Below are 22,553 nucleotides of genomic sequence, written 5' to 3'. Positions count from 1 at the left end.
CAGCGGCATGCACACCTGACCGCCGGCCGAGAGCGCCTCCCACTAGCCGCGCAGCGCGTCGGCGTCGTCACCGGAGAGGCTGACCTGCACGTTGGTGCCGGGCTGATACTGACCCATCCCCTCGGCGTGGTCGGAGGCGAACGGGTGGAACCCGGCCGGGGTGTCGAGCGAGGAGTGCATCACCCCGTCGACGTCCATGCCGGCGTCGCGGAAGCTCATCGTCTGGGGCTTGGCGTCGAACGCCTGACCATAGAACTCCATGGCCTCGGCACAGTTGCCGTCACAGGTGATGTAGGGGTTGAGCTGCTGCCTTTCGTGCGGAAGGAACCGCTGCTCCGGTCACGGCGGAAATCCTTGCAGACGCCCCCGACAGCCGAACAGCCCAAGCGACTCAGCTGGCGTCGAGGCGGGCGGCGACGTCGGCGGGGAAACCGCCGGTGGCGATCGGACCCCAGCGGATGGGGGTGATCCGGAGCAGGGACTTGTTCTGCAGCCGCATCGCCTGCTTGTACTCCTCCCAGTCCGGGTGCTCCCCGGAGGTGCAGCGGAAATAGTCGACCAGGGCGTCGGCGGCCTCGGGCATGTGGATCACCTCAGCCTCGCCGTCGACCTGCACCCAGGCGCCGTTCCACTCATCGGAGAGCACCACCACCGACACCTGCGGGTTCCGCTCGGCGTTGCGGGTCTTGGCGCGGCCGGGATAGGTGGAGGTGACGATCCGCCCCTGTTCGTCGACGCCACCGGTCACCGGCGAGATCTGTGGGCGGCCGTCGCCGCGTGCGGTGGCGATCAGCATCCGGTGCCGCGGCCGGACGAACTCCAGCAGTTCCTCCAGCGACACCTGCGTGTTGGTGGCGATCGTGCGGGCCATCGCTCCTCCTCGGGTCGGTCGGTTCAGTGGGTTGCGTGAGGTCTGACCTGCAGTCTCTCAGGCGGGCGAGTCCGAAACCCAGTCCCACTGGGTTTGATCATGGTCAATTCCGGAGACTGCAGGTCAGTCGCCCCCGGGCCCCGTCGGGGAATCGCGACAGTGGGATCGGTCGGCTCAGCGGTCGAGCTCGTCGCGGGCGGCGACGAAGGCGGCGATCGCGCGGTCCAGGTCCTCGATGCTGTGCGCGGCCGACATCTGGGTGCGGATCCGCGCCTTGCCCTTGGGCACCACCGGATAGGAGAACGCGCGGACGTAGATTCCCTTGGCCAGCACCGAATCCGCCATCTGGGCCGCGCGCGCCGCATCGCCCACCATCACCGGCACGATCGGATGCGTCGACTCCGGCACCTCGAACTCCTCCTCGGCCAGCCGCGTGCGGAAATAGGCCGTGTTCTCCCGCAGCCGCTCCAGCAACTCCCCCGACTCGGCGATCAGCTCCAGCGCGGCCAGGGTCGCCGCGCCGATGGAGGGGGCCAGCGAGTTCGAGAACAGGTAGGGCCGAGACCGCTGCCGCAGCAGCTCCACGATCTCCTTGCGGGCAGCGGTGTAGCCGCCCGACGCCCCACCGAGCGCCTTGCCGAAGGTGCCGGTGAACACGTCGACGCGATCCTGGACGCCGAACAGTTCCGGCGTACCCGCCCCGGTCGGCCCGGTGAACCCGACCGCGTGCGAGTCGTCCACCATCACCAGGGCGTCATATTTCTCTGCCAGGTCACAGATTCCATCCAGTGGCGCCAGATAGCCGTCCATCGAGAACACCCCGTCGGTGGCGATCATCCGGAAGCGGGCGTCGGCGGACGCCCGCAGCTGTTCCTCCAGGTCGGCCAGATCCCGGTTGCGATACCGCAACCGGCGGGCCTTGGACAGGCGTACGCCGTCGATGATCGAGGCGTGATTCAGCTCATCGGAGATGATCGCGTCATCGGCGCCCAGCAGCACCTCGAACAGACCCCCGTTGGCGTCGAAGCAGGAGCTGTAGAGGATCGCGTCATCGGCCCCCACCAAGTCGGCCACCCGCCGCTCCAGCTCGGTGTGCAGGTCGGTGGTACCGCAGATGAACCGCACCGACGCCATCCCGAAACCCCAACGCTGCAACGCTTCCCCGGCGGCCTCGATCAACCGGGGGTCGTCGGCCAGGCCCAGGTAGTTGTTGGCACAGAAGTTCACCACCGCCCCGTCGGCGGTGGCGATGTGCGCGGCCTGCGGGGAGGTCAGCGGCACCTCGTGCTTGTAGGTTCCGTCGGTCCGCAGCCCGTCGATCTCCTGCTGCAGATGGGTTTTCAGCGCTCCGTACATCTCACTCCCAACTCATCACAATCTTGCCGCAGTGTCCCGAGCGGGCGGTGGCGAACGCCTCCTCGTGCTCGGTGTGGTCGAACCGGTGGGTGATCACGCCGGAGACGTCCAACCCGGACTGCACCAGCACGCTCATCGCATACCACGTCTCGAAGATCTCGCGGCCATAGATCCCTTTCAGGGTGAGCATTCGCAGCACCACCTTCGAGAAGTCGAGCGAGGTCTCATCGGCCGGCAGCCCGAGCATCGCGATCCGGCCGCCGTGCGCCATCGCGTCGACCAGCTGCCGCAGCGCGACCGGCGCCCCCGACATCTCCAGTCCGATGTCGAACCCCTCCCGCATGCCCAGCTCGCGCGCCGCGTCGGCGATCGGCGTATGCCTCGGGTCGATCGCGACCGTGGCGCCGAGCTTTTCGGCCAGCGCCAACCGCTCTTCGGAAAGGTCGCTCACCACGACGAATCGGGCGCCGGCGTGGCGTACCACCATCGCCGCCATGATGCCGATCGGTCCGGCACCGGTGACCAGCACATCCTCACCCAGACAGGGAAAGGCGAGTGCGGTGTGCACCGCGTTGCCGAAGGGGTCGAAGATCGCGGCGACCTCGGGCGACACCGGGACCCGGTGCACCCAGATGTTCACCGCCGGCATCACCAGATATTCGGCGAAGCAGCCGTCGACCTGGACGCCGATGCCGCGGGTGTTCGCGCACAGGTGGCGCCGCCCGGCCAGACAGTTGCGGCAACGCCCGCAGACCAGATGGCCCTCCCCGGAGACGAAGTCGCCGACCGCGACGTCGGTCACCGCGGACCCCACCGCGACCACGTCACCGCAGAACTCGTGACCGACGATCCGCGGGGTGGTCATGGTCGCCGCGGCCCACGGGTCCCACGCCTCGATGTGCAGGTCAGTGCCGCAGATCCCGGTCATCCGCACCTTCACCAGCACCTCGGTCGGACCGGGCTCGGGGATGGGGACGTCGATCAGCTCCAGACCGGCGCGGGGAGCGGTCTTCACCAGGGCACGCACCCTGCGACTGTAGCGTTCGTCTCGAATAGCGGGCAGACTGGGGCCGGTGACCATCTCTGTGTTCGAGCTGTTCAAGATCGGCATCGGCCCCTCGAGTTCGCACACAGTCGGCCCGATGCGGGCCGCCGCGAGATTCGTCGAGTCCCTGCAGGCCGACGGTCAGCTGGAGCAGACCACCCGGGTGCTGGCCGAGTTGTTCGGCTCGCTCGGCGCCACCGGGCACGGTCACGGCTCCCGGGGTGCGGTGCTGTGGGGGTTGGAGGGCGAGGACCCCGAGACCGTCGACACCGAGACCGCACCCCGGCGCAGCGAGGAGATCGCGAGCAGCCGCCGGCTCCGGCTGGCCGGCAGCCACGAGATCGACTTCGACCCCGACACCGACCTGGTGCTGCACCGTCGGCGTACCCTGCCGTTCCACCCCAACGGGATGACCTTCACCGCCTGGGCTGGGGACGAGGAACTGGTCAGCCGCACCTACTATTCCATCGGCGGCGGGTTCGTGCTCGACGACGACGGATCCGGCAACCCAGAGGTACGCCGCGACCCCACCCCGGTCCCCCACCCGTTCCGCACCGGCGCCGAACTGCTCGCCCAGTGCGCCGAGCACGGCCTCTCGATCGCCGAGGTGGCGTACGCCAACGAGTGCGCCCGCCGACCGGCGGCCGAGGTGGACGCCGGGCTGGACCGGATCTGGAAGGTGATGCAGGAGTGCGTCGAGAACGGCCAGGCCAACCGGGGCACCTTGCCCGGCGGGTTAAAGGTACGCCGCCGCTCGGCCGAGTTGCACGCCGAGCTGATCCGCCGCGGCAGCCGACCCGGTCCGGTCGACCCGCTGGCGGCGATGGACTGGGTGACCCTGTGGGCGCTGGCAGTGAACGAGGAGAATGCCGCCGGCGGGCGGGTGGTCACCGCCCCCACCAACGGGGCCGCCGGGATCATCCCGGCCGTGCTGCACTATGCGGTCTCGTTCATCCCCGGGATGGATGAGAAGGGGGTACGCCGCTTCCTGCTCACTGCCGCGGCGATCGGGTCCATCTATGCGCAGAGCGCCTCCATCTCCGGGGCCGAGGTCGGCTGCCAGGGTGAGGTCGGCACGGCCTGCTCGATGGCCGCCGGGGCGCTGGCGGAGGCGATCGGCGGCAATCCCAACCAGGTCGAGTGTGCCGCCGAGATCGGCATGGAGCACCACCTCGGGCTGACCTGCGATCCGGTTGGCGGTCTGGTCCAGATCCCTTGTATCGAGCGGAATGCGGTCGGTTCGGTGAAGGCGATCACCGCCGCCCGATTAGCCCTGCACGGTGACGGCACCCAGAAGGTGAGCCTCGACCAGGTGGTACGCACGATGATGCAGACCGGCGCCGACATGAAGGTGAAATACAAGGAGACCGCACGCGGTGGCCTCGCGGTGAACATCGTCGAGTGCTGAGCCCACACGCTTGTCGAGCAGCGGCACCATGCGCAGCGGAGCGGAGCAATGGTGCTGCTCGTCGAGAGGAACACACCCAGGTCGACAGGCAGAGTTCCCCTCGACCAGTCGGGGACCGGGCGGCGTAACGAGACGGTCTCATCCGCTGATGAGGGGTGACCGGAGCGTGCTCTGGTGCAACAATGGGGCACCGGCCCGGCTGGGTCGGCCTGGATTCCACTACGGATCGTCGGGCACGTACCTGCCCGTGGAAGGATTGATGGCTGATGGCCTCCGTTAGTTTCAAAGAAGCAACTCGCGTCTATCCCGGCGCCGACCACCCCGCCGTCGACAAGCTGAACCTCGAGATCGGTGACGGCGAGTTCATGGTCCTGGTCGGGCCCTCCGGCTGCGGCAAGTCCACCTCGCTGCGCATGCTCGCGGGCCTGGAGGAGGTGAACGCCGGCGACATCCTGATCGGTGACCGCAACGTCACCTCGCTGCCGCCCAAGGACCGCGACATCGCGATGGTGTTCCAGAACTACGCCCTCTATCCGCACATGACCGTGGGCGAGAACATGGGCTTCGCGCTGAAGATGCAGAACGTGCCGAAGACCGAGCGCGAGCAGCGCGTCGCCGAGGCCGCCAAACTGCTCGGCCTCGAGGAATACCTGTCCCGCAAGCCGAAGGCGCTCTCCGGTGGTCAGCGGCAGCGCGTCGCCATGGGCCGGGCGATCGTCCGCCAGCCGCAGGTGTTCCTGATGGACGAGCCGCTGTCCAACCTGGACGCCAAGCTCCGCGTCTCCACCCGCACCCAGATCGCGGCCCTGCAGACCCGGCTCGGCGTCACCACCGTCTATGTCACCCACGACCAGGTCGAGGCGATGACGATGGGCGACCGGGTCGCGGTGATGAAGGACGGCATCCTGCAGCAGGTGGACAGCCCGCTGGCGCTCTATGATACCCCGCGCAACCTGTTCGTCGCCGGCTTCATCGGTTCACCCGCGATGAACCTGATCGAGGGCACCGTCAGCGACGGCGGCGTCCGGGTCGGCGACTTCACCGTGCCGGTCTCCCGCGAGGTGCTCGGCCACCTCGAGGGCGAGAACGAAGTCACCATCGGCATCCGCCCGGAGAACTTCGCGCTCTCTGACGGCGACGGCATCGGGCTCGATGTCGCCGTGGTGGAGGAGCTGGGCGCCGACGCCTACCTCTACGGCACCGCGGCCGGGCTGAGCGAGGATGAGAAGCTGCAGGCGCAGCAGATCGTGGCCCGCATCTCCTCGCGGCGCCCACCGCAGCGTGGCAGCCAGGTCCGTCTGTCGATGGATCCGGACCACATCCACGTGTTCTCCAACAAGACCGGCGATCGGGTTTCCTGACCGATCGACCAGCCACGCGGGGCCGGACGGATTCTCCGTCCGGCCCTTTGCGTGCCCCGCCGCACACGGCCGTCGTGGCAGACTGACCGGGTGCCACGTTTCCTGTCCGCCAAGCCAGACGCCCGGCTGATCCCACTGCCGTGGGAGATCCCGTTGGCGCAGTGGCCGTTGGAATATCTGGTCGCGCTCCCCCGCGGCATCTCCCGGCACGTGGTGCGGTTCATCAACGTCGGCAACGAGGTGTACGCCGCCAAGGAAGTGCTGGAACACCTGGCCATCCACGAATACCGGTTGCTGCACGACCTGATGCGGATGCAGACCCCGGCGGTGCAACCGGTCGCGGTCATCACCGGCCGGGTGGACCCCTCCGGCGAACCGCTTGACCCGGTGCTGGTGACCAAGCACCTGCAGTTCTCCCTGCCCTATCGCTCGCTGTTCACCCGCGGCGTACGCACCGAAACCGTGAACCGGCTGGTGGACGCCATGGTGGTGCTGCTGGCCAGGCTGCACCTGGTCGGATTCCTGTGGGGCGACGTTTCCCTGTCCAACACCCTGTTCCGCCGCGACGCCGGAGAGTTCGCCGCCTATCTGGTGGACGCCGAGACCGGTGAGGTGCACGACCAGCTGACCAACGGCCAGCGCGAGCACGACCTGACCATCGCCCGGACCAACCTGTTCGGCGAGTTCTGCGACCTCGAGGCGGGCGGCATGCTCGACGAGTCCCTCGACCCGCGCACCCTGGTGGATCTGATCGAATCGCGTTATCGCGAACTGTGGCAGGAGTTGACGGGGGCCGAGGAGTTCGACGACTCGCAGATCTATCGGATCGAGCGACGGGTACGCCGACTCAACGCGTTGGGGTTCGACGTCGCCGAGCTGGACATCACCACCGACCTGGACGGCACCACGATCCGGATCCAACCCAAGGTGGTCGACGCCGGGCACCACTCCCGGCGACTGCTCCGGCTGACCGGGCTGGACACCGAGGAGAACCAGGCCCGTCGGCTGCTGAACGACCTGGACACCTATCGGGCCCGCACCGGCCAGCAGAACACCGACGAGGCGGTGGTCGCCCACCAGTGGCTGACCCAGTGCTTCGAGCCGGTGGTGAACGCGATCCCCGACTCCCTGCGCGGCAAGTTGGAGGCCGCGCAGATCTATCACGAGGTGCTCGAATATCGCTGGTATCGCTCCGAGGAGGCCGGACACGAGATCGGACTCGAGGAGGCGGTATCCGGCTATATCCGTGACGTGCTTGAGAAATTGCCCGACGAGGCGGTCTCCACCGACAACCTGGCCCCGGTCGTCGAGGAGGGCGGGCGCCGGCTGCTCAACCCCTACGATCCCAGCCAGGGTTACGACGACGAGCAGGACACCGGGCCGCTGCCGATCGACCCCTGGGAGGCCGACGCGGCGACCCAGCCCGAGCCCAGCGGCTTCCTGGACATCGCTGCCCTGCGGGAAAAGGCTCGGAGAAAGGCCTAGCGCAACAGCTCGCGGGCGATCACGATCTTCTGGATCTGGTTGGTGCCCTCGAAGATCTGGGTCACCTTCGCCTCCCGCATGTATCGCTCCAGCGGGAAATCCTTGGTATAGCCGTAGCCGCCGAGCACCTGCACCGCATCAGTGGTCACCTTCATCGCGGCGTCGGTGGCGACCATCTTGGCGATCGCCGCCTCCCTGATGAAGTCGCGCCCGGCGTCGCGGCGACGGGCCGCCTCCAGATAGCTGGCGCGCGCGGTGCTCACCGCCGCGTCCATGTCGGCGAACAGGAACTGCATCCCCTGGAAGTCGGCGATCCGCTGACCGAACTGCTGGCGTTCCTTGGCGTACGCCACCGCGTGCTCGAGCGCGGACTGGGCCAGCCCGGTCGCGCAGGCGGCGATGCCGAGGCGGCCGTTGGCCAAGGCGGAGAGCGCGATCCGCATCCCCTCGCCCTCCTCCCCGATCCGGCGTACCGCGGGCACCCGGACGTCGTCGTAGTAGACGGCCGCGGTGGTGGATCCGGTGAGCCCCATCTTCTGCTCCGGGGCGCCGAAGGAGAGCCCCTCGGCGTCGGCCGGCACCAGGAAGCAGGAGATGTCGGTCCGCCCGTCACCGGTGCGCGCGAACGTCGTGTAGTAGTCGGCGTGCGAGGCGTGGCTGATCCAGGCCTTCGCCCCGCGCAGCACGTAGCCGTCGCCGTCGCGGCGGGCGGTGGTGGTCATCGAGGTGATGTCGCTGCCCGCCTGCGCCTCGGAGAGGGCGTACGCCCCCAGCAGTCGCCCGCCCAGCAGGTCGGGGGCGAATCGGTCGCGCTGATCGGGCGTACCCTTCGCCAGCAGCGGATAGCAGGTCATGATGTGCACCGACACCCCAACCGCGACGCTCATCCAGTTGGCGGCCACCTCCTCCAGCGCCTGCAGATAGACCTCGTAGGGCTGCTCCATCCCGCCGTCGGCCTCCGGATAGGGCATGCCAAGCAGGCCGAGCTCACCGAGCCGGCGAAACACCTCGCGCGGGAACTCTTCAGCGGCCTCGGCTGGGGCGGCCAGCGGCAGCAGCTCCCGTCGGGAGAAGTCGGCCACCAGTTGGACCAACTCGAGACCGTCCGGGGGCAGCAGGCGGTCTACGGGCATGTCACACCTCGATGATCAACAAACAGGGAATCTGGATCGTGCAGCGGTACTCCAGGGCGTACTCTAGTACCGCCATGAGTATCGTCAACCTTGAGTCGCTGACCGATCGCCAGTCCGAGCTGCGCGACAACCTGCTGGCGCTGTGCCTGACCGAGGGGTTCATCGGGTTCACCCTCGACCAGCTCGCCGCCAGGTTGGGCTGCTCCAAGCGCACCCTCTATGCCCTGGCCGACTCCAAGGAGCAGTTGGCGACCTCGGTGGTACGCCTGTTCTTCCGCCGGGCGACCGAGCAGGTGGAGGCCACACTGGCCGACCTCGACTCCCCCGCCGCCCGGGTGTCCGGCTATCTGATCGCCGTCGCCGAGGCACTGCGCCCGGCGTCGCGGCAGTTCCTGGCCGACCTGGCCCGGTTGGCCCCCACCCGGGCGATCTATCTGGAGAACACCTCGGCGGCGGCGGCGCGGGTGCGCAGCCTGCTCGACGAGGGCACCGCGGCCGGCGCGTTCCGGTCGGTCCAGGCCGACTTCGTGGCGGAGGTGGTCACCGCCACCATGCAGCGGATCGGCTCGGGCCAGGTGCAGTCCAACACCGGCCTCGACGACGCCGAGGCGTACGCCCAGCTGGCCCAGCTGGTGCTCGCCGCCGTGCGCCCCTGAGGCGGCCGCTGAGACAGGCTTGCCCGGCGCTGCCGGGTGCACTAGACCGGTTGCCATGAGCACAGCCTTCGACGCCGAGTCGGTACGCCGGCACTTCCCCGCGCTGACCGGACCGGACGCGGCCGCCCACTTCGACGGGCCCGGCGGCACCCAGACGCCGACCCAGGTGGCGCAGGCGATCGCCGAGACACTGACCGCCCCGCTGGCCAACCGCGGCCGACACACCACGGCCGAGCGCAACGCCGAGGCGACGGTGACCGGGGCCCGGCGGGCGATGGCCGACCTGCTCGGCAGCGACCCCGGCGGCATCGTGTTCGGCCGGTCGATGACCCAGCTGACGATGGACCTGGCCCGGGGGTTGGCGCAAACCTGGTCGGCCGGGGACGAGGTGGTGGTCAGCCGGCTCGATCACGACGCGAACATCCGGCCGTGGATCATCGCCGCCGGGCGGGCCGGTGCGACGGTCCGCTGGGCCGAGTTCGACCCCGAGACCGGGGAGCTGCCGACCTCCGCGGTCGAGGCCGTGCTCGGTCCGCGGACCCGGCTGGTCGCGGTGACCGCGGCGTCCAACCTGATCGGCACCATGCCGGACCTGCCCGCGATCGCGGCGGCGGTGCACGCGGCCGGCGCGCTGCTGTTCGCGGACGCGGTGCACTACGCCGCACACGAGCCGGTCGACCGCCTGGCGCTCGGTGCGGACCTGCTCGCCTGCTCGCCGTACAAGTTCTGCGGGCCGCACTGCGGCGTACTCGCCGGCGACGTCGCGCTGCTCGAGTCGATCCACCCGGACAAGCTGGCACCGTCCACCGACCAGGTGCCGGAACGCTTCGAGCTGGGCACCCTGCCGTATGAGCTGTTGGCCGGAACCACGGCCGCGGTGGACTTTCTGGCCGATCTGGTGCCCGGTGACGGCAGCCGGCGGGAGCGGTTGCTGCGCAGCCTGGGCGCCCTGGAGGAGCACGAGCAGCGGTTGCGTGCGCGGATCGAGGCCGGGTTGGCCGAGTTGGGCGCGACCGTCTGGTCGCGCGCGGCCCGGCGTACGCCGACGCTGCTGTTCGCGGTGCCGGGGGTGGACTCCCAGACCGTGTACGCCCAGCTGGCCGCCCGCGGCGTGAACGCGCCGGCGAGCAGCTTCTATGCGCTCGAGTGCAGCCGGGCGCTGGGGCTCGGCGAGGCGGGCGCGGTGCGGGTCGGGCTGGCGCCCTACACGACCGACGCCGACGTGGACCGGCTGCTGGAGGGGCTGCGGGCGATCAGCCGCGCTTGACCGTCGCCCCCGTCACGCACTGCGGCTCCTCGGGCTTCTCGGTGGTCTTGGCGAACCTGTCCGCCTTGACCTCCTGGGTCTGGCCCTTGGTCAGCTTCTGCTGGATCTCCTTGCTGGCCACCACCGTGCCCCGGACTTCTTGGTGACGCTCACCTTGGTGGAGTAGTTCGAGTCCTTGTCGGAGCTGTTGGTCAGCTTGGCGCTGAAGTTCCACTCCGGACACCCCGGGGCGGTTCAGGTCGGCGGCGCCCGGCAGCGTTGGGTCATCGGTGAGCACGACCGAGGTGCCACCGGTCCAGGTGGCCTGGCCCTGGTTGCACACCTGGGTCGCCCGGCTTCTCCGGGCCTTCGAGTGAGAGAATCACAGATCTGCGACCGTGCCGTTCCGTGAATCATTGATCGAGGCCTCTCACAATGCACGACCGGAAACGGTTCAAACGGTGGTCGGGGGGGTCGGCCGATAGGCTGGTCGGGTGACGTTTCGCCTCTATGACACCGCCACCCGCGAGGTTCGCGACTTCGAGCCCTTGGAGCCGGGCCGGGTGTCCATCTATCACTGCGGATTGACGGTCCAGTCCGCCCCGCACGTCGGCCACATCCGCAAGGAGGTGGTCTTCGACGTGCTGCGCCGCTGGCTCACCCATCGCGGCTACCGGGTGAGCGTGGTCGCCAACGTCACCGACATCGACGACAAGATCCTGGCCCGGTCCGCCGAGGCCGGGCAGCCCTGGTACGCCTGGGCGTACCGCTTCGAGCGGGAACTGCACCTGGCGTACGCCGCCCTCGGCTGCATCCCGCCCACCTATGAGCCGCGGGCCACCGGCCACGTGCCGGAGATGATCGACCTGATCGGTGAGCTGATCGCCAGGGGGCACGCCTACCCCGCTGCCGACGGCTCCGGCGACGTCTACTTCGACGTGCGGTCGTGGCCGCGCTATGGCGAGCTGTCCGGGATGAAGGTGGACGAGATGGCCGCCGCCGAGGACGCGGACCCGCGCGGCAAGCGTGACCCGCGGGATTTCGCGCTGTGGAAGGGGCACAAGGCCGACGAGCCGGAGACCGCGGCCTGGACCTCGCCGTGGGGGCGGGGCCGGCCGGGCTGGCACATCGAGTGCTCGGCGATGGCCGGGAAATATCTGGGCCCCACCTTCGACATCCACGGCGGCGGAATCGACCTGCGCTTCCCGCACCACGAGAACGAACTCGCCCAGTCGGCCGCGGCCGGCCGCGGGTTCGCGCGCTATTGGATGCACAACGCCTGGGTCACCATGGCCGGGGAGAAGATGTCGAAATCGCTCGGCAACACCGCCCTGGTCACCGAGGTCACCCGCACCCACGACCCGCGGGCGGTGCGATACTTCCTGCTCGCCCCGCACTACCGGTCGATGATCGAGTTCTCCCCCGACGAGGAGGGCACGATCAGCTCCCTCGACGAGGCCGAGAAGGCGATCGAGCGGATCGACTCCTTCGTCGGTCGCGCCCGCTCCGCCACGCTGGCTGAGCCTGTCGAAGCCACCCTTCGACAGGCCCAGGGACCATACTGGGACGACTTCGCGCGCAGCATGGACGACGACCTGGGGACGCCCGGCGCGGTGGCCGCGCTGTTCGCGGCGATCCGCCGGGGCAACCAGTTGCTCGGCGGCGACGGCGACCCGGCCGAGCTGGCCGCGGTGCTCGACCAGGTGACTGCGATGCTGACGGTGTTCGGCCTCGACCCCGACGACGAGACCTGGCAGCGGACCGCCGGTGGCGACCAGGCGCTGGAGCCGGTGGTCGACGGGCTGGTCCAGGCGCTGCTCACCCAGCGTCAGGAGGCCCGGGCGCGAAAGGACTGGACGGCGGCCGACGCGATCCGCGACACCCTCGGCGGACTCGGGCTGAAGATCACCGACACCCCCGACGGCTCCCGCTGGAGCCTTGAGGCGAAGGGAGCCTGAGATGCCGGGCAACTCACAGCGCAGGGGCGCGGTCCGCCGCAAGGGCAGGGGCAACACCGCCGGCTCCGGCGGCCGGGTGCGGCGCGGTCTCGAGGGCAAGGGCCCGACCCCGAAGGCCGAGGACCGGCCGAACCACAAGGCCTACCAGGCCAAGCAGCGCAGCGGCGGCCAACGCTCCCGCACCCAGTCCGCACCGCGCACCGGGCGCCCCGGTTCCGGCCCGGAGTGGGTGGCCGGGCGCAACCCGGTGATCGAGGCGCTGCACGCCGGAATCCCTGTGCACACGGCATTCGTCGCCGACGGCGCCGAACGCGATGACCGGTTGCGGGAGATCCTCAAGCACTGCGCCGACCACTCGATCACCCTGCTCCAGGCCAGCCGCACCGACCTCGACCGGATGACCGGCGGTGCCGTGCACCAGGGGGTGGCGCTGAAGCTCCCCGAATTCGAGTACGCCCACCCCGACGACCTGCTCTCCGACGCGCTGCAGTCCGACGCCCCGCTGGTGGTGTTCCTCGACCAGATCACCGACCCGCGCAACCTGGGTGCCATCGTCCGCTCCGCCGCCGCCTTCGGCGCCACCGGGGTGGTGATCCCGGAACGGCGCTCGGCGAGCATGACGGCCGCCGCCTGGAAGACCTCCGCCGGCGCCGCGGCGCGGCTGCCGATCGCCCGCGCCACCAACCTGAACCGGACGCTCCAGGCGTACGCCAAGGCGGGCTTCACCATCGCCGGACTGGCCGGTGAGGGCGACACCGAGATCGAGGCGATCCCAGGCGTGGACGGGCCGCTGGTGCTGGTCGTCGGCTCCGAGGGTGAGGGACTGTCGCGGCTGGTCCGGGAGCACTGCGACGTGCTGGTGTCGATCCCGATCGCCAGCGAGGTGGAGTCGCTGAACGCCGGCGTCGCCACCGGGATCGCGCTCTATGAGGTCAGCCGCTGCCGCGCCTGAGCCAGGTGACACAAATGGTCATGACCGGATCGGAGTCGTTTTCTCCCTGGGCGATTTCGTGGTCGATCTGGTCATGATCATTTCACCCGGCCCGCTCAATCACCCAGTCGGAACAGCGGCAGTCCGGCCCCGATGTCGGAGTTGTAGAAGCGGATCTCGGTCCACCGGTCGACCCGCACCACCTGATAGGGCGTCGGGAGCCGGGCTCCGCCGAGGCAGCCCAGGTCGTGCCCCCGATCGTCGCGCTCGGTTTCCACGACCAGGAAGGTTCGCGTTGCCGGCCGGTCCAGGTCAACCCGGTTGATCAGCCAGTCACAGCGAGCCAGCCGGGGCGTCGAGCCGTCGATGTGCTCGCAGACCAGCGGCACGGCGACGGCCGCGCGCCGCCACGACCAGGTGATCTGGCTGGCCGACCAGTAGTTCGCATACCCTTTGTCCACCCCGGCGGCGCTGACGGCCCGGACGATCCGCCGGGTGGACTCGTCGCCGGTCCGCGCGCCGCGCAGCCCGCCGACACTCGCCGCACCGTTGAGCAGCACGGCCGCGAGCAGCGCCACGGTGACCAGCCCCGTCACCCGCGGCACCTTCCGCAGCCGGAGCACGAGCATGAACCCGGCCAGCGGCACGAGCGAAACGACGCCCAGATAGAGATAGCGGTGGTTGACCGGCGAGATCCCGTTCGGGGTGAGGGTGAGCGCCAGCACGCTGAGCATGGTGATCAGCCCCAGTTGCAGTTCCATCAGCCGAGCCCGGCGCAGGAACCGCCGCAGCCCGAAGCCGAGCGCGACCAGCAGCAGCAGCCAGACCCCGGCCTCCAGGTGCCGCAGGTTGATGTTCAGGTGGCTGATGAACCGGAAGTAGTCCCGCACCACCGGATCGCCGGCGGAGAACGGGACGAGCGCCATCCCGGCCCAGACCAGCACCGGCGCATACCCGACGAGCAGCCGCGGCCAAGGGGGTGCGCGCGGAGAAGCGCGCGAGGTGTCGCAGCATCGCGACCATGCCGAGCACCACGACGAGGTTGCACAGCACCGCCTGGACCGCCAGCTGCCACCACGGGTTCGCGATCGGCGAGGTGAGCCAGTAGAGCGGGAAGTGCAGCACGAAGTTGTCACTGCCGACGTGCGCGCCGCGCGGCTCCCCCGCCGCCCAGGCGAGCAGCAGGTTCTGCATGGCGACGTCGTCGGCGTTGATCGGGCGCTTGCGCAGACCCGCCAGCACGGCCAGTGCGGTGAGCAGGCAGGCGGCCGCGATCAGGCCCCACTCGAGTGGCCCGGGCGCGATCCCCCGGCCGAGGCCGTGCCTCGCCGGGGCAGAGGGTTCGCGGCCGAGGCCGTCCCCCTCCTCGACCGGATCGGCGCGGGTGCTCACTTCTCCTCGTGGTACTCCTGCTCGACGTTGACGTTCCACACCGATTCCTTGTCGGTGGAGCCGGCGGCGATGTTGTCCACGGCCACCATGGCGGTCAGCATCGAGTGGTCGGCGTTGTTGTAGCGGTGCTGGCCGTTGCGCCCGAGCAGCCACAGGTTTTCGAACTGGTCGACGAACTCGCGGATCCGGTCGAACTCGGCATAGCTGCCGAAGTAGGCCGGGTAGGTCTTCTTCACGTGGATGACGCAGGTGTCCAGCACGTCGGCCGGGTCCACGATGCCGATCCGGGCCAGCTCCTCGACCCCGAAGCGGGCCATCTCCTCCTCCGACCTGGACCACAGCTCGTCGCCCTCGTCGACGAAATATTCCATGCCCATCCACACGTTGCGCTCGTCGGCGACCATCCACGGGCTCCAGTTGTTGAAGATCTGCAGCCGGCCGACCTTCACGTCCGGTTCCTGGATGTAGATCCAGTTGTCCGGGACGATGTGGAATCGGGTGTCGATGTCGGTGTTGTTGCGGATCTTCAGCTGCTTGGCGAGTACGCCGACGGTCAGGAAGTCCCGGTAGGGCAGGGCGGACGCCACCTCCGCCACCTTGGCCGGCACCTCCACCCCGGACAGCGAGGCGACGAGTTCGTTGACCGGCATGGTGGAGAAGAAATGGTCTCCCTCCACCCGCTCGGTGTTGCCGTCCCGGTCGGTGACGTCGACGGCGACGATCCGCCCGTGCTCGACGTGCAGCCTGGTCACGGCCTGCTTCATCCGCACCTCACCGCCGGCCTCGACCACCTTGCGGGCCACGGCTTCCCACATCTGGCCGGGTCCGAACTTCGGATAGAGGAAGGCCTCGATCAGCGAGGTCTCGACGTCCTTCTGGCCGAGGTCACGTTCGACCTCCCGACCCAGCCTGGGCGCGATCTTCTCCTTGTACAGCTTTTTTCCCGCGTGCGCCAGGGTGCCGGTCACCGACAGCCCCTTGACCCGCTGGGCGCCCCAGTCGGGCGCGATCTGGTTCACCTTCACCCCCCACACCTTCTCGGTGTAGTCGCGGAAGAAGGTGTTGTAGAGCTCGCGGCCGAACCGGTTGACGTAGAACTCCTCCAGTGATTTCTCCTGCAGGGGTTGCAATCGCGCGTGCAGGTAGGAGAAACCGATCCGGGCCATCTTGGTCAGCCCGAGGTTGCGGATGGTGTCCGCCTCCAGGGTGACCGGATAGTTGAAGAACTTGCGGTCGTAGTAGATCCGGGACAACCGGCTGCGGACCAGCATCACCTCGTCGGTCTCGTTCGGGTCGGCCGAGCCGCCGCCCGGCAGGTCCCGCTGCTGACCCTGGTACTTCATCGTGAACGACTTGCCCTCGGGGGTCCGCTCGATCGGCATGATGGAGGTCCACCACTCCATCACCCGGTCGGACTTGGAGAAGAAGCGGTGGCCGCCGATGTCGATCCGGTTGCCGTTGTGGTTGACCGTCTTCGAGATCCCACCGATCGCGTCCGATGCCTCGAACACGATCGGGTGGATGTCGGTGTTCTTCAGCAGCTCGTACGCCGCGGTCAGTCCGGCGGGTCCGGCGCCGATGATGACGGCGGTCTTCTTATCAGGCATCTGCATCCTTCGCTGGGACGGAGTTCTTGGGGGTGTAGATCAGGAAGCGGCGGAGCAGGAAGTTCCAGAAGAACACCACCGCGGTGGAGATCAGCTTGGCCACCATCGCCCAGATGCCGAGCACCTCGTGTCCGACCCAGACGATCAGCGCGTTCAGGCCCAGTCCGGTCACCCCGACCAGCAGGAACAACCCCATCTCGACGTGGCGGCGGTGGCGGGAGCGGTCGAACACCCACAGCGTGCTGGTGATGAAGTTGGTGATGATGCCGAGGGTGAACGCGATCGTGGTGGCCAGCAGCACCGGCAGGTGGAAGGCGTGGATACCGGCGTACATGCTGAAGAAGTCGACACCGAAGGCCAGACCGGACACGAACCCGTAGCGGATCATCTGCGCCAGCACGCGACCGTTGTGCCGGCTCAGCGCGGACCGGACGCGGGAGGTCAGCGTACGCCGAGGTGCCTGCTGTTGCGCTGTCATCGTCATCCGTTGGTCGATTCCCCGTCGATCCGGGCTGGGCCGTACGACCGAGCGAACCTATCCCAGGTGGGGGGCGCGCACCAAGGCTGACTCCGCGTACGCCTCACACGATCATCCTCGTCCAGCTGATCACCCAGGTCAGCAGCAGCACCCCCTGCAGCGCAGAGGAGACCGCCACCCCGGCGGTTTCGGTGCGCGGGCGGCGCAACCAGTGGGCCAGCACCCACGCCATCGGGAACACCTCCACGGCATAGCGCCAGATCGACTGCTGCCACTTCTCCCCGATCATCAACGGCACCAGCAGCAACAGCCAGGCCAGCACCTGATAGGCGATCGGGATCAGGCGTACGCCGAGCAGCAGGATGGCGCCCATCACCAGCACCGAGATCGCCTTGATCATCGGCCGGCTGACGTGCTCGCCGGTGAGCGCGGACCAGAAGTCCGGTGGTGGCTCGGCGACCACTCCCCAGCCGGCGTGCTGCAGGTGCGAATAGGCGAACAGGTCCCCGGTGAAGTGGCGGCAGTAGAGCATGAAACCGAACCAGGCCAGCGGTGCGGCAAGGATCGCCGGCGCCGCCCTCAGGTACAGCTTCCAGGACTCCGCGCGCACCAGCGAGTAGCCGCCCTGGCGCAGCGCGACCAGGGCCAGCGGCAGCGCCAGCACGAAGCCCGAGGAGCGGGTCAGTGCGAAGCAGGCGGCGAGCACGGCCACCCAGCCCCAGCGGCGGCGCTCGGCCAGGGTGAACGCGCCGAGCACCAGCGCCAGGAACAGCGACTCGGTGAGCACGGCCTGCAGCAGGAACGCACTGGGCAGCACCACCAGCCAGGTCAGGGTGCGGGCCGGGGTGACGCCGGCGGCCAGTCCGCCGGGCCCGCTGCCCTCCCCCGATTCGGCCTCATCCTCGGCTGATTCCACCCGGTCGCCGAACACGGCCCGGGTCAGGTCGTACATCAGGGCCAGGCAGGCCAGCATCGCCAGGTTGGAGATCAGCCAGAGGGCACCCACCGCGCCGAACAGCGGGGCCAGCACCTTGCCGAGCACCGGATAGAGCGGGCCGAAGGTGAACCGGTGCAGGGTCTGGTTGACCGGGAACGTCTCCCCGGCCCGGGCCCGCTCGACCTTGTCCCGATCCTCGGCGTTGAGCGGGGCCAGATAGTCCCGGTCGACCAGGGCGACGTAGTGCTCGGAGTCGAAGTGCTGCCACATCGACACCGGCCCGAAGTTGTCCTCGCGCAACTCGTCGGGCCAGATCGTCTCGTGCTGGGCGATCACCTGGCGCGGATATTCCATGATCGGCACCGCCACCGCGGCGACCGCGAAGGTGCCCAGCTTGCAGATCAGGAACACCAGCAGCACCAGACGCCACTTCCGGCGGTCGATGCGGTGATACCAGCTGCGGCGGGGGGTGCGCTGCTCGGCGGCGGTCTCAGCGGTATCGGTCGTCACTTTGGGAAGCTCCAGTCGTCAATCTGGAGCCAAGGAAACCACAGGTTCACCGAGCGACCGCACTGCGCCCCGCCCCGCCGTCAGTGCACGAACAGCGCCAGCGCCTTCAGCACGGTCTGGTAGAGCCCGTACGCCAGCGGTACGCCCACCACCAGCCAGGCGAGCAGCACCAGCGGGAGCGGGGTGGGCCGGGCCTCCGGCTGTTCGGGCCGACGGTCGACGGTGTCGGTGCTCATTCGAATCCTCCTCCGCTGTCCGCGGCCGCGTCCCGGGATCGGTAGCGGGTCGAGCCGGCCTCGGCCATCGCCTCGGTCCGCTCCCGCAGGGTCCGGACGGCCCCCGCGTCGTGGTGCTTCTCCGGCACGTCGGTGATCAGCAGGTTGCTGACGAACCCGACGACCAGCACGCCGACCATGGTCAGCAGCGCCGGCCGATAGTCGGCCGCGACCAGCTGTCCGGGTTTGCCGGCGGCGTCCAGGAAGCCGTTCACGATCAGCGGACCGGCGATGCCGGCCGCCGACCAGGCGGTGAGCAACCGGCCGTGGATGGCGCCCACCTCGAGGGTCCCGAACAGGTCCTTCAGGTAGGCCGGCACGGTGGCGAACCCGCCGCCGTAGTAGGAGATGATCACCAGCGCCAACAGCACGAACACCGCGGTGTGGGTGCCACCGAACAGCGCCAGCAGCACGTACAGCACCGCCCCCAGACCGAGATAGAACATGTAGGTCGGGCGGCGCCCGATCAAGTCCGACATCGAGGACCAGACGAAGCGGCCGGCCATGTTGGCCAGGCTCAGCATGCCGACGAATCCGCCCGCCGCCGCTGCCGTGACGGTCGACGGGCCGCCGGGGGTGCGGAAGAAGTCCTGGATCATCGGCGCGGCCTGCTCCAGGATGCCGATGCCGGCGGTCACGTTGCAGAACAGCACCACCCACAGCAGCCAGAACTGCCGGGTCCGGATCGCCTCCCGGGCGCGGACCAGGGCCCCCGAGCGCCCCGGCCGGTGTTCCGCGGTGGCGTCGTCGGCGTACCCCTGCGGGAGGCGGATCAGCGCGGCGCCGATCAGCATGAAGATGCCGTAGCCGATACCGAGGGTGAGGAACGTCTGCCACAGGGCCGTGCCGCCGGCCAGTGCGCCCTTCCCGCTCGGGTCGAACGCCGGGTCGTAGGCCCGCATCAGCGCGTTCGACAGCGGCGAGGCGACGAGTGCGCCACCGCCGAAGCCCATGATCGCCATCCCGGTGGCCAACCCCGGCCGATCCGGGAACCACTTGATCAACGTCGACACCGGCGAGATGTAGCCGATGCCCAGCCCGATCCCGCCGATCACGCCGTAACCCAGGTACAGCAGCCACAGCTGGCCCGAGGCGATGCCGGCGGCGCCGATCAGGAAGCCGACCGACCAGCAGAGCGCGGCGACCAGCATCGCCTTGCGGGGACCGCTGCGCTCCACCCAGGTGCCGAAGATGGCCGCGGACAGGCCGAGCATCAGGATCGCGATCGAGAAGATCCAGGCGACCGCGGTCTGCGAGGAGCCGAAGTGGGCCACCAGCGAGTTCTTGAACACCGAGAACGCGTACACCTGCCCGATGGACAGGTGCACCGCCAGCGCAGCGGGTGGAATCAGCCACTTGCTGTATCCCGGTCGAGCGACGATCGCTTCCTTGCCGAGGACGCCCACGACATCACCTCCTTGTGACCCCCGTCACCCTAACCGGTCGGCTGGGGGCTGGTCACACAGCGGCGCGCGCCGGCACGGCGCGGCGGGTACGCCGACGCTCCCGCACCCCGATCACGATCACCAGGGCGAGCCCGGCCGCAGCGCCGCCGATCAGGGCGTACATCCACGGTTCGAGCGTGAAGCCGGCCCCGGCCATGGCCCGCTGGTCCACCAACGCCTGGTGGGGCACGCGGTGGCCGCGCACCAGCAGCCGGTGCGTGTTCACCGCATAGGGGGTGCAGGTGAACAGGGTGAGCTGGTCCCGCCCGGGCTCCACCCGCCAGGTCGCGGATCTCGCTCGGCAGCACCACCTTGATCTGGTCGACCTGGTAGGCCAGCGTCTCGCCGTAGACGTCGACGACGATCAGCTCGCCCTCCTTGACGTCCTTGAGGTGGTCGAACAGGGTCGAGTTGGCGAGGCCGGTGTGGCTGGTCAGCACCGCGTGGGTGCCGACCCCGCCGACCGGCAGCGGGGTGCCGTAGAGGTGCCCGGCCCCCTTGCCAGGACCTCGGCTGCACCTGCCGGTTGTACTGGTTGGCGAACTGCCGCTGCCGGAAGTTGTTGTACTGGGTGGAGACGACCGGGTAGAGCAGCACCAGCACGCCGATCAGCACCAGCAGCACCCGCACCACGGGCCCGCGACAACTGCCGCCTGCCGATAGGCCGCTCGGCGGCCCGGGCCGGGGCGGGCGGCGGAACGGGCTGGGGCGAGGTCATCGTGCTCATGGTCTTAGGCCTGCGACTTCCGTCGGCCGCGGGCGATCAGCATCCCGCCCCCGGCGACCAGGGCCAGGGCGGAGACGGCCATCCACAGGCCACCTCTGGAGCGCATTATTGACATATAAACGGCGTTCTTCCGGCCCGCCGGTCCCGAACCGGAGACGGACCGGCGGCCAGCCCGCTTCGCCAGCCGATAGATTGGGCCGGGCCAACCGAAGGAGTGATCTTGACCAACCCGAATGCCGAGCTCAGCCCGGCGTACCAGACGATCCTGAAGGTGATCGCCCAGGTCGAGCCGCGGATCGCGCAGGCGACCCGTGACGAGCTCACCGACCAGCGCGCGTCGCTGAAGTTGATCGCCTCGGAGAACTACGCCTCGCTGCCGGTGCTCGCCACCATGGGCACCTGGTTCTCCGACAAGTATGCCGAGGGGACGATCGGGCACCGCTTCTATGCCGGCTGCCAGAACGTGGACACCGTCGAATCGGTGGCGGCCGAGCACGCCCGCGAGCTGTTCGGCGCCGAATACGCGTACGCCCAGCCGCACTCCGGGATCGACGCCAACCTGACCGCGTTCTGGGCGATCCTCGCCCAGCGCGTCGAGCAGCCGCGGCTGGCGGAGCTGGGCAGGAAGCAGGTCAACGAGCTGACCGAGCAGGAGTGGGAGTCGCTGCGCCGCAGTTTCGGTGAACAGCGGCTGATGGGGATGAGCCTGGACGCCGGCGGTCACCTTACCCACGGCTTCCGCCCCAACATCTCGGGCAAGATGTTCCACCAGCGTTCCTACGGCACCGATCCGGAGTCGCAGCTGCTCGACTACGACGCGGTGCGGGAACAGGTGAAGGAGTTCAAGCCGCTGGTGCTGGTCGCCGGCTACTCGGCGTACCCGCGCCGGATCAACTTCGCCACCATGCGCGAGATCGCCGACGAGGTGGGCGCGACCCTGATGGTGGACATGGCCCACTTCGCGGGTCTCGTTGCGGGCAAGGTTTTCACCGGTGACGAGGACCCGGTCCCGCACGCCCACGTGGTCACCACCACCACCCACAAGTCGCTGCGCGGACCGCGCGGCGGCCTGGTGCTGGCGACCGAGGAATATGCCTCATCGGTCGACCGCGGCTGCCCGCTGGTGCTCGGCGGTCCGCTGTCGCATATGATGGCCGCCAAGGCCGTCGCGCTGGCCGAGGCGCGGACCGCGGATTTCCGAACCTACGCACAGAACGTGGCCGACAACGCCAAGACGCTGGCCGAGGGCCTGATGAAGCGTGGCACCAAGCTGGTCACCGGTGGCACCGACAACCACCTCGTGCTGATCGACACCACCTCGTTCGGGCTCACCGGCCGGCAGAGCGAGTCCGCGCTGCTGGACGCCGGCGTGGTGACCAACCGCAACTCGGTGCCGAACGACCCGAACGGCGCCTGGTACACCTCCGGTGTTCGGATCGGTACGCCGGCCCTCACCTCCCGCGGTTTCGGCGCCGACGAGTTCGACAAGGTCGCCGAGCTGATCGTCGAGGTGCTCAGCAACACCGAGCCGGTCACCGCCTCCACCGGCAAGCCCGGCAAGGCAAAGTACCAGTTGGCCGACGGGGTCGCCGACCGGGTCAAGGCACAGTCCGCCGAGCTGCTCGACAAGCATCCCCTGTATCCCGGCCTCGAGCTCTCCTGACCCCACACACGACGACGCCCCCCGAGCTGCGCCTCGCCCCCGATATATCGGGGGCAACGCGCCACTCGG

At 69.1% G+C, this 22,553-nt stretch carries 21 protein-coding genes and 1 pseudogene; 8 read left to right on the top strand and 14 right to left on the bottom strand.

Features of this window, described 5'->3' with window-relative positions; all coding sequences use genetic code 11:
• Positions 1–42: 42 nt before the first annotated feature.
• The 4 genes from CGZ93_RS19270 to tdh form a co-directional block, all read right to left on the bottom strand.
• A complete protein-coding gene (locus CGZ93_RS19270; RefSeq protein WP_229117176.1) occupies positions 43–261 on the bottom strand; it encodes a hypothetical protein in 219 nt (72 codons plus the stop codon).
• A gap of 130 nt (positions 262–391) precedes the next feature.
• The gene (locus CGZ93_RS03475) at positions 392–871 is read right to left on the bottom strand and encodes a PPOX class F420-dependent oxidoreductase (protein ID WP_094362770.1); all 480 of its coding nucleotides are present in this window, start codon (positions 869–871) and stop codon (positions 392–394) included.
• Between the two features lie 174 nt (positions 872–1,045).
• A complete protein-coding gene (locus CGZ93_RS03470; RefSeq protein ID WP_407643922.1) occupies positions 1,046–2,215 on the bottom strand; it encodes a glycine C-acetyltransferase in 1,170 nt (389 codons plus the stop codon).
• Positions 2,216–2,228: 13 nt separating this feature from the next.
• Positions 2,229–3,254, bottom strand: a complete 1,026-nt coding sequence (gene tdh / locus CGZ93_RS03465) for an L-threonine 3-dehydrogenase (RefSeq protein ID WP_094362768.1) — start codon at positions 3,252–3,254, stop codon at positions 2,229–2,231.
• A 46-nt stretch (positions 3,255–3,300) separates the two neighbouring features.
• Between tdh and CGZ93_RS03460 the strand changes: the two genes are divergently transcribed.
• From CGZ93_RS03460 to CGZ93_RS03450, 3 genes are all read left to right on the top strand, one after another.
• A complete protein-coding gene (locus CGZ93_RS03460) occupies positions 3,301–4,680 on the top strand; it encodes an L-serine ammonia-lyase (RefSeq protein WP_094362767.1) in 1,380 nt (459 codons plus the stop codon).
• Between the two features lie 266 nt (positions 4,681–4,946).
• On the top strand, positions 4,947–6,041 hold the full coding sequence (locus tag CGZ93_RS03455) for an ABC transporter ATP-binding protein (RefSeq protein ID WP_094362766.1): 1,095 nt from the start codon (positions 4,947–4,949) through the stop codon (positions 6,039–6,041).
• A 90-nt stretch (positions 6,042–6,131) separates the two neighbouring features.
• Positions 6,132–7,526: a DUF4032 domain-containing protein gene (locus CGZ93_RS03450; RefSeq protein ID WP_094362765.1), complete on the top strand. Its 1,395-nt coding sequence runs from the start codon at positions 6,132–6,134 to the stop codon at positions 7,524–7,526.
• Here the strand turns inward: CGZ93_RS03450 and CGZ93_RS03445 are convergent.
• Positions 7,523–8,659 (bottom strand): acyl-CoA dehydrogenase family protein, encoded by a 1,137-nt coding sequence (locus CGZ93_RS03445; RefSeq protein ID WP_094362764.1) that lies wholly within the window; start codon positions 8,657–8,659, stop codon positions 7,523–7,525. The genes CGZ93_RS03450 and CGZ93_RS03445 overlap by 4 nt on opposite strands.
• A gap of 74 nt (positions 8,660–8,733) precedes the next feature.
• On the opposite strand from CGZ93_RS03445, the gene CGZ93_RS03440 reads away from it, so the two are divergent.
• Both CGZ93_RS03440 and CGZ93_RS03435 read left to right on the top strand, forming a co-directional pair.
• Positions 8,734–9,315: a TetR/AcrR family transcriptional regulator gene (locus CGZ93_RS03440; RefSeq protein WP_094362838.1), complete on the top strand. Its 582-nt coding sequence runs from the start codon at positions 8,734–8,736 to the stop codon at positions 9,313–9,315.
• 55 nt (positions 9,316–9,370) lie between these two features.
• The gene (locus tag CGZ93_RS03435; protein WP_094362763.1) at positions 9,371–10,582 is read left to right on the top strand and encodes a cysteine desulfurase-like protein; all 1,212 of its coding nucleotides are present in this window, start codon (positions 9,371–9,373) and stop codon (positions 10,580–10,582) included.
• Here CGZ93_RS03435 and CGZ93_RS03430 read toward each other — a convergent pair.
• Positions 10,569–10,904: a hypothetical protein gene (locus CGZ93_RS03430; protein WP_094362762.1), complete on the bottom strand. Its 336-nt coding sequence runs from the start codon at positions 10,902–10,904 to the stop codon at positions 10,569–10,571. The genes CGZ93_RS03435 and CGZ93_RS03430 overlap by 14 nt on opposite strands.
• Positions 10,905–11,055: 151 nt before the next feature.
• On the opposite strand from CGZ93_RS03430, the gene cysS reads away from it, so the two are divergent.
• Positions 11,056–12,519, top strand: a complete 1,464-nt coding sequence (gene cysS / locus CGZ93_RS03425) for a cysteine--tRNA ligase (protein ID WP_094362761.1) — start codon at positions 11,056–11,058, stop codon at positions 12,517–12,519.
• Position 12,520: 1 nt separating this feature from the next.
• On the top strand, positions 12,521–13,471 hold the full coding sequence (gene rlmB, locus CGZ93_RS03420; RefSeq protein ID WP_094362760.1) for a 23S rRNA (guanosine(2251)-2'-O)-methyltransferase RlmB: 951 nt from the start codon (positions 12,521–12,523) through the stop codon (positions 13,469–13,471).
• 95 nt (positions 13,472–13,566) lie between these two features.
• Here the strand turns inward: rlmB and CGZ93_RS18745 are convergent, their stop codons facing one another.
• From CGZ93_RS18745 to CGZ93_RS20010, 8 genes and pseudogenes are all read right to left on the bottom strand, one after another.
• On the bottom strand, positions 13,567–14,394 hold the full coding sequence (locus tag CGZ93_RS18745) for a hypothetical protein (protein WP_094362759.1): 828 nt from the start codon (positions 14,392–14,394) through the stop codon (positions 13,567–13,569).
• Positions 14,395–14,838: 444 nt separating this feature from the next.
• The gene (locus CGZ93_RS03410; RefSeq protein ID WP_229117175.1) at positions 14,839–16,449 is read right to left on the bottom strand and encodes an NAD(P)/FAD-dependent oxidoreductase; all 1,611 of its coding nucleotides are present in this window, start codon (positions 16,447–16,449) and stop codon (positions 14,839–14,841) included.
• Positions 16,442–16,927: a GtrA family protein gene (locus CGZ93_RS03405; RefSeq protein WP_176451614.1), complete on the bottom strand. Its 486-nt coding sequence runs from the start codon at positions 16,925–16,927 to the stop codon at positions 16,442–16,444. Before CGZ93_RS03405 ends, CGZ93_RS03410 begins: the two co-directional genes overlap by 8 nt.
• Positions 16,928–17,030: 103 nt before the next feature.
• Positions 17,031–18,374, bottom strand: coding sequence for a hypothetical protein (locus CGZ93_RS03400; protein ID WP_094362756.1), 1,344 nt, complete (start codon positions 18,372–18,374; stop codon positions 17,031–17,033).
• Between the two features lie 80 nt (positions 18,375–18,454).
• Positions 18,455–18,610, bottom strand: coding sequence for an MFS transporter small subunit (locus tag CGZ93_RS18740; protein WP_171197670.1), 156 nt, complete (start codon positions 18,608–18,610; stop codon positions 18,455–18,457).
• Positions 18,607–20,055, bottom strand: a complete 1,449-nt coding sequence (locus CGZ93_RS03395) for an OFA family MFS transporter (protein ID WP_094362755.1) — start codon at positions 20,053–20,055, stop codon at positions 18,607–18,609. Before CGZ93_RS03395 ends, CGZ93_RS18740 begins: the two co-directional genes overlap by 4 nt.
• 52 nt (positions 20,056–20,107) lie before the next feature.
• A complete protein-coding gene (locus CGZ93_RS19265; RefSeq protein WP_229117174.1) occupies positions 20,108–20,371 on the bottom strand; it encodes a hypothetical protein in 264 nt (87 codons plus the stop codon).
• Positions 20,372–20,387: 16 nt separating this feature from the next.
• Positions 20,388–20,591: pseudogene (locus CGZ93_RS20010) on the bottom strand (sortase); the annotation flags it as partial.
• Between the two features lie 450 nt (positions 20,592–21,041).
• Between CGZ93_RS20010 and CGZ93_RS03385 the strand changes: the two are divergent.
• Complete coding sequence (locus CGZ93_RS03385; protein WP_094362837.1) at positions 21,042–22,484, top strand: glycine hydroxymethyltransferase; 1,443 nt, start codon at positions 21,042–21,044, stop codon at positions 22,482–22,484.
• Positions 22,485–22,553: the final 69 nt, after the last annotated feature.

The organism is Enemella dayhoffiae (assembly GCF_002250625.1).
Lineage (GTDB): Bacteria > Actinomycetota > Actinomycetes > Propionibacteriales > Propionibacteriaceae > Enemella > Enemella dayhoffiae.
The sequence above is the reverse complement of the archived record's forward strand: the minus strand, read 5'-3'. Positions and strand labels throughout refer to the sequence as shown.

Bases quoted from the DNA above. Each gene is read 5' to 3' on its own strand.
- CGZ93_RS19270 (WP_229117176.1), bottom strand. From the start codon at position 261: ATGGAGTTCTATGGTCAGGCGTTCGACGCCAAGCCCCAGACGATGAGC.
- CGZ93_RS03475 (WP_094362770.1), bottom strand. From the start codon at position 871: ATGGCCCGCACGATCGCCACCAACACGCAGGTGTCGCTGGAGGAACTG.
- CGZ93_RS03455 (WP_094362766.1), top strand. From the start codon at position 4,947: ATGGCCTCCGTTAGTTTCAAAGAAGCAACTCGCGTCTATCCCGGCGCC.
- CGZ93_RS03445 (WP_094362764.1), bottom strand. From the start codon at position 8,659: ATGCCCGTAGACCGCCTGCTGCCCCCGGACGGTCTCGAGTTGGTCCAA.
- CGZ93_RS03440 (WP_094362838.1), top strand. From the start codon at position 8,734: ATGAGTATCGTCAACCTTGAGTCGCTGACCGATCGCCAGTCCGAGCTG.
- CGZ93_RS03435 (WP_094362763.1), top strand. From the start codon at position 9,371: ATGAGCACAGCCTTCGACGCCGAGTCGGTACGCCGGCACTTCCCCGCG.
- rlmB (WP_094362760.1), top strand. From the start codon at position 12,521: ATGCCGGGCAACTCACAGCGCAGGGGCGCGGTCCGCCGCAAGGGCAGG.
- CGZ93_RS03410 (WP_229117175.1), bottom strand. From the start codon at position 16,449: ATGCCTGATAAGAAGACCGCCGTCATCATCGGCGCCGGACCCGCCGGA.
- CGZ93_RS03405 (WP_176451614.1), bottom strand. From the start codon at position 16,927: ATGACAGCGCAACAGCAGGCACCTCGGCGTACGCTGACCTCCCGCGTC.
- CGZ93_RS18740 (WP_171197670.1), bottom strand. From the start codon at position 18,610: ATGAGCACCGACACCGTCGACCGTCGGCCCGAACAGCCGGAGGCCCGG.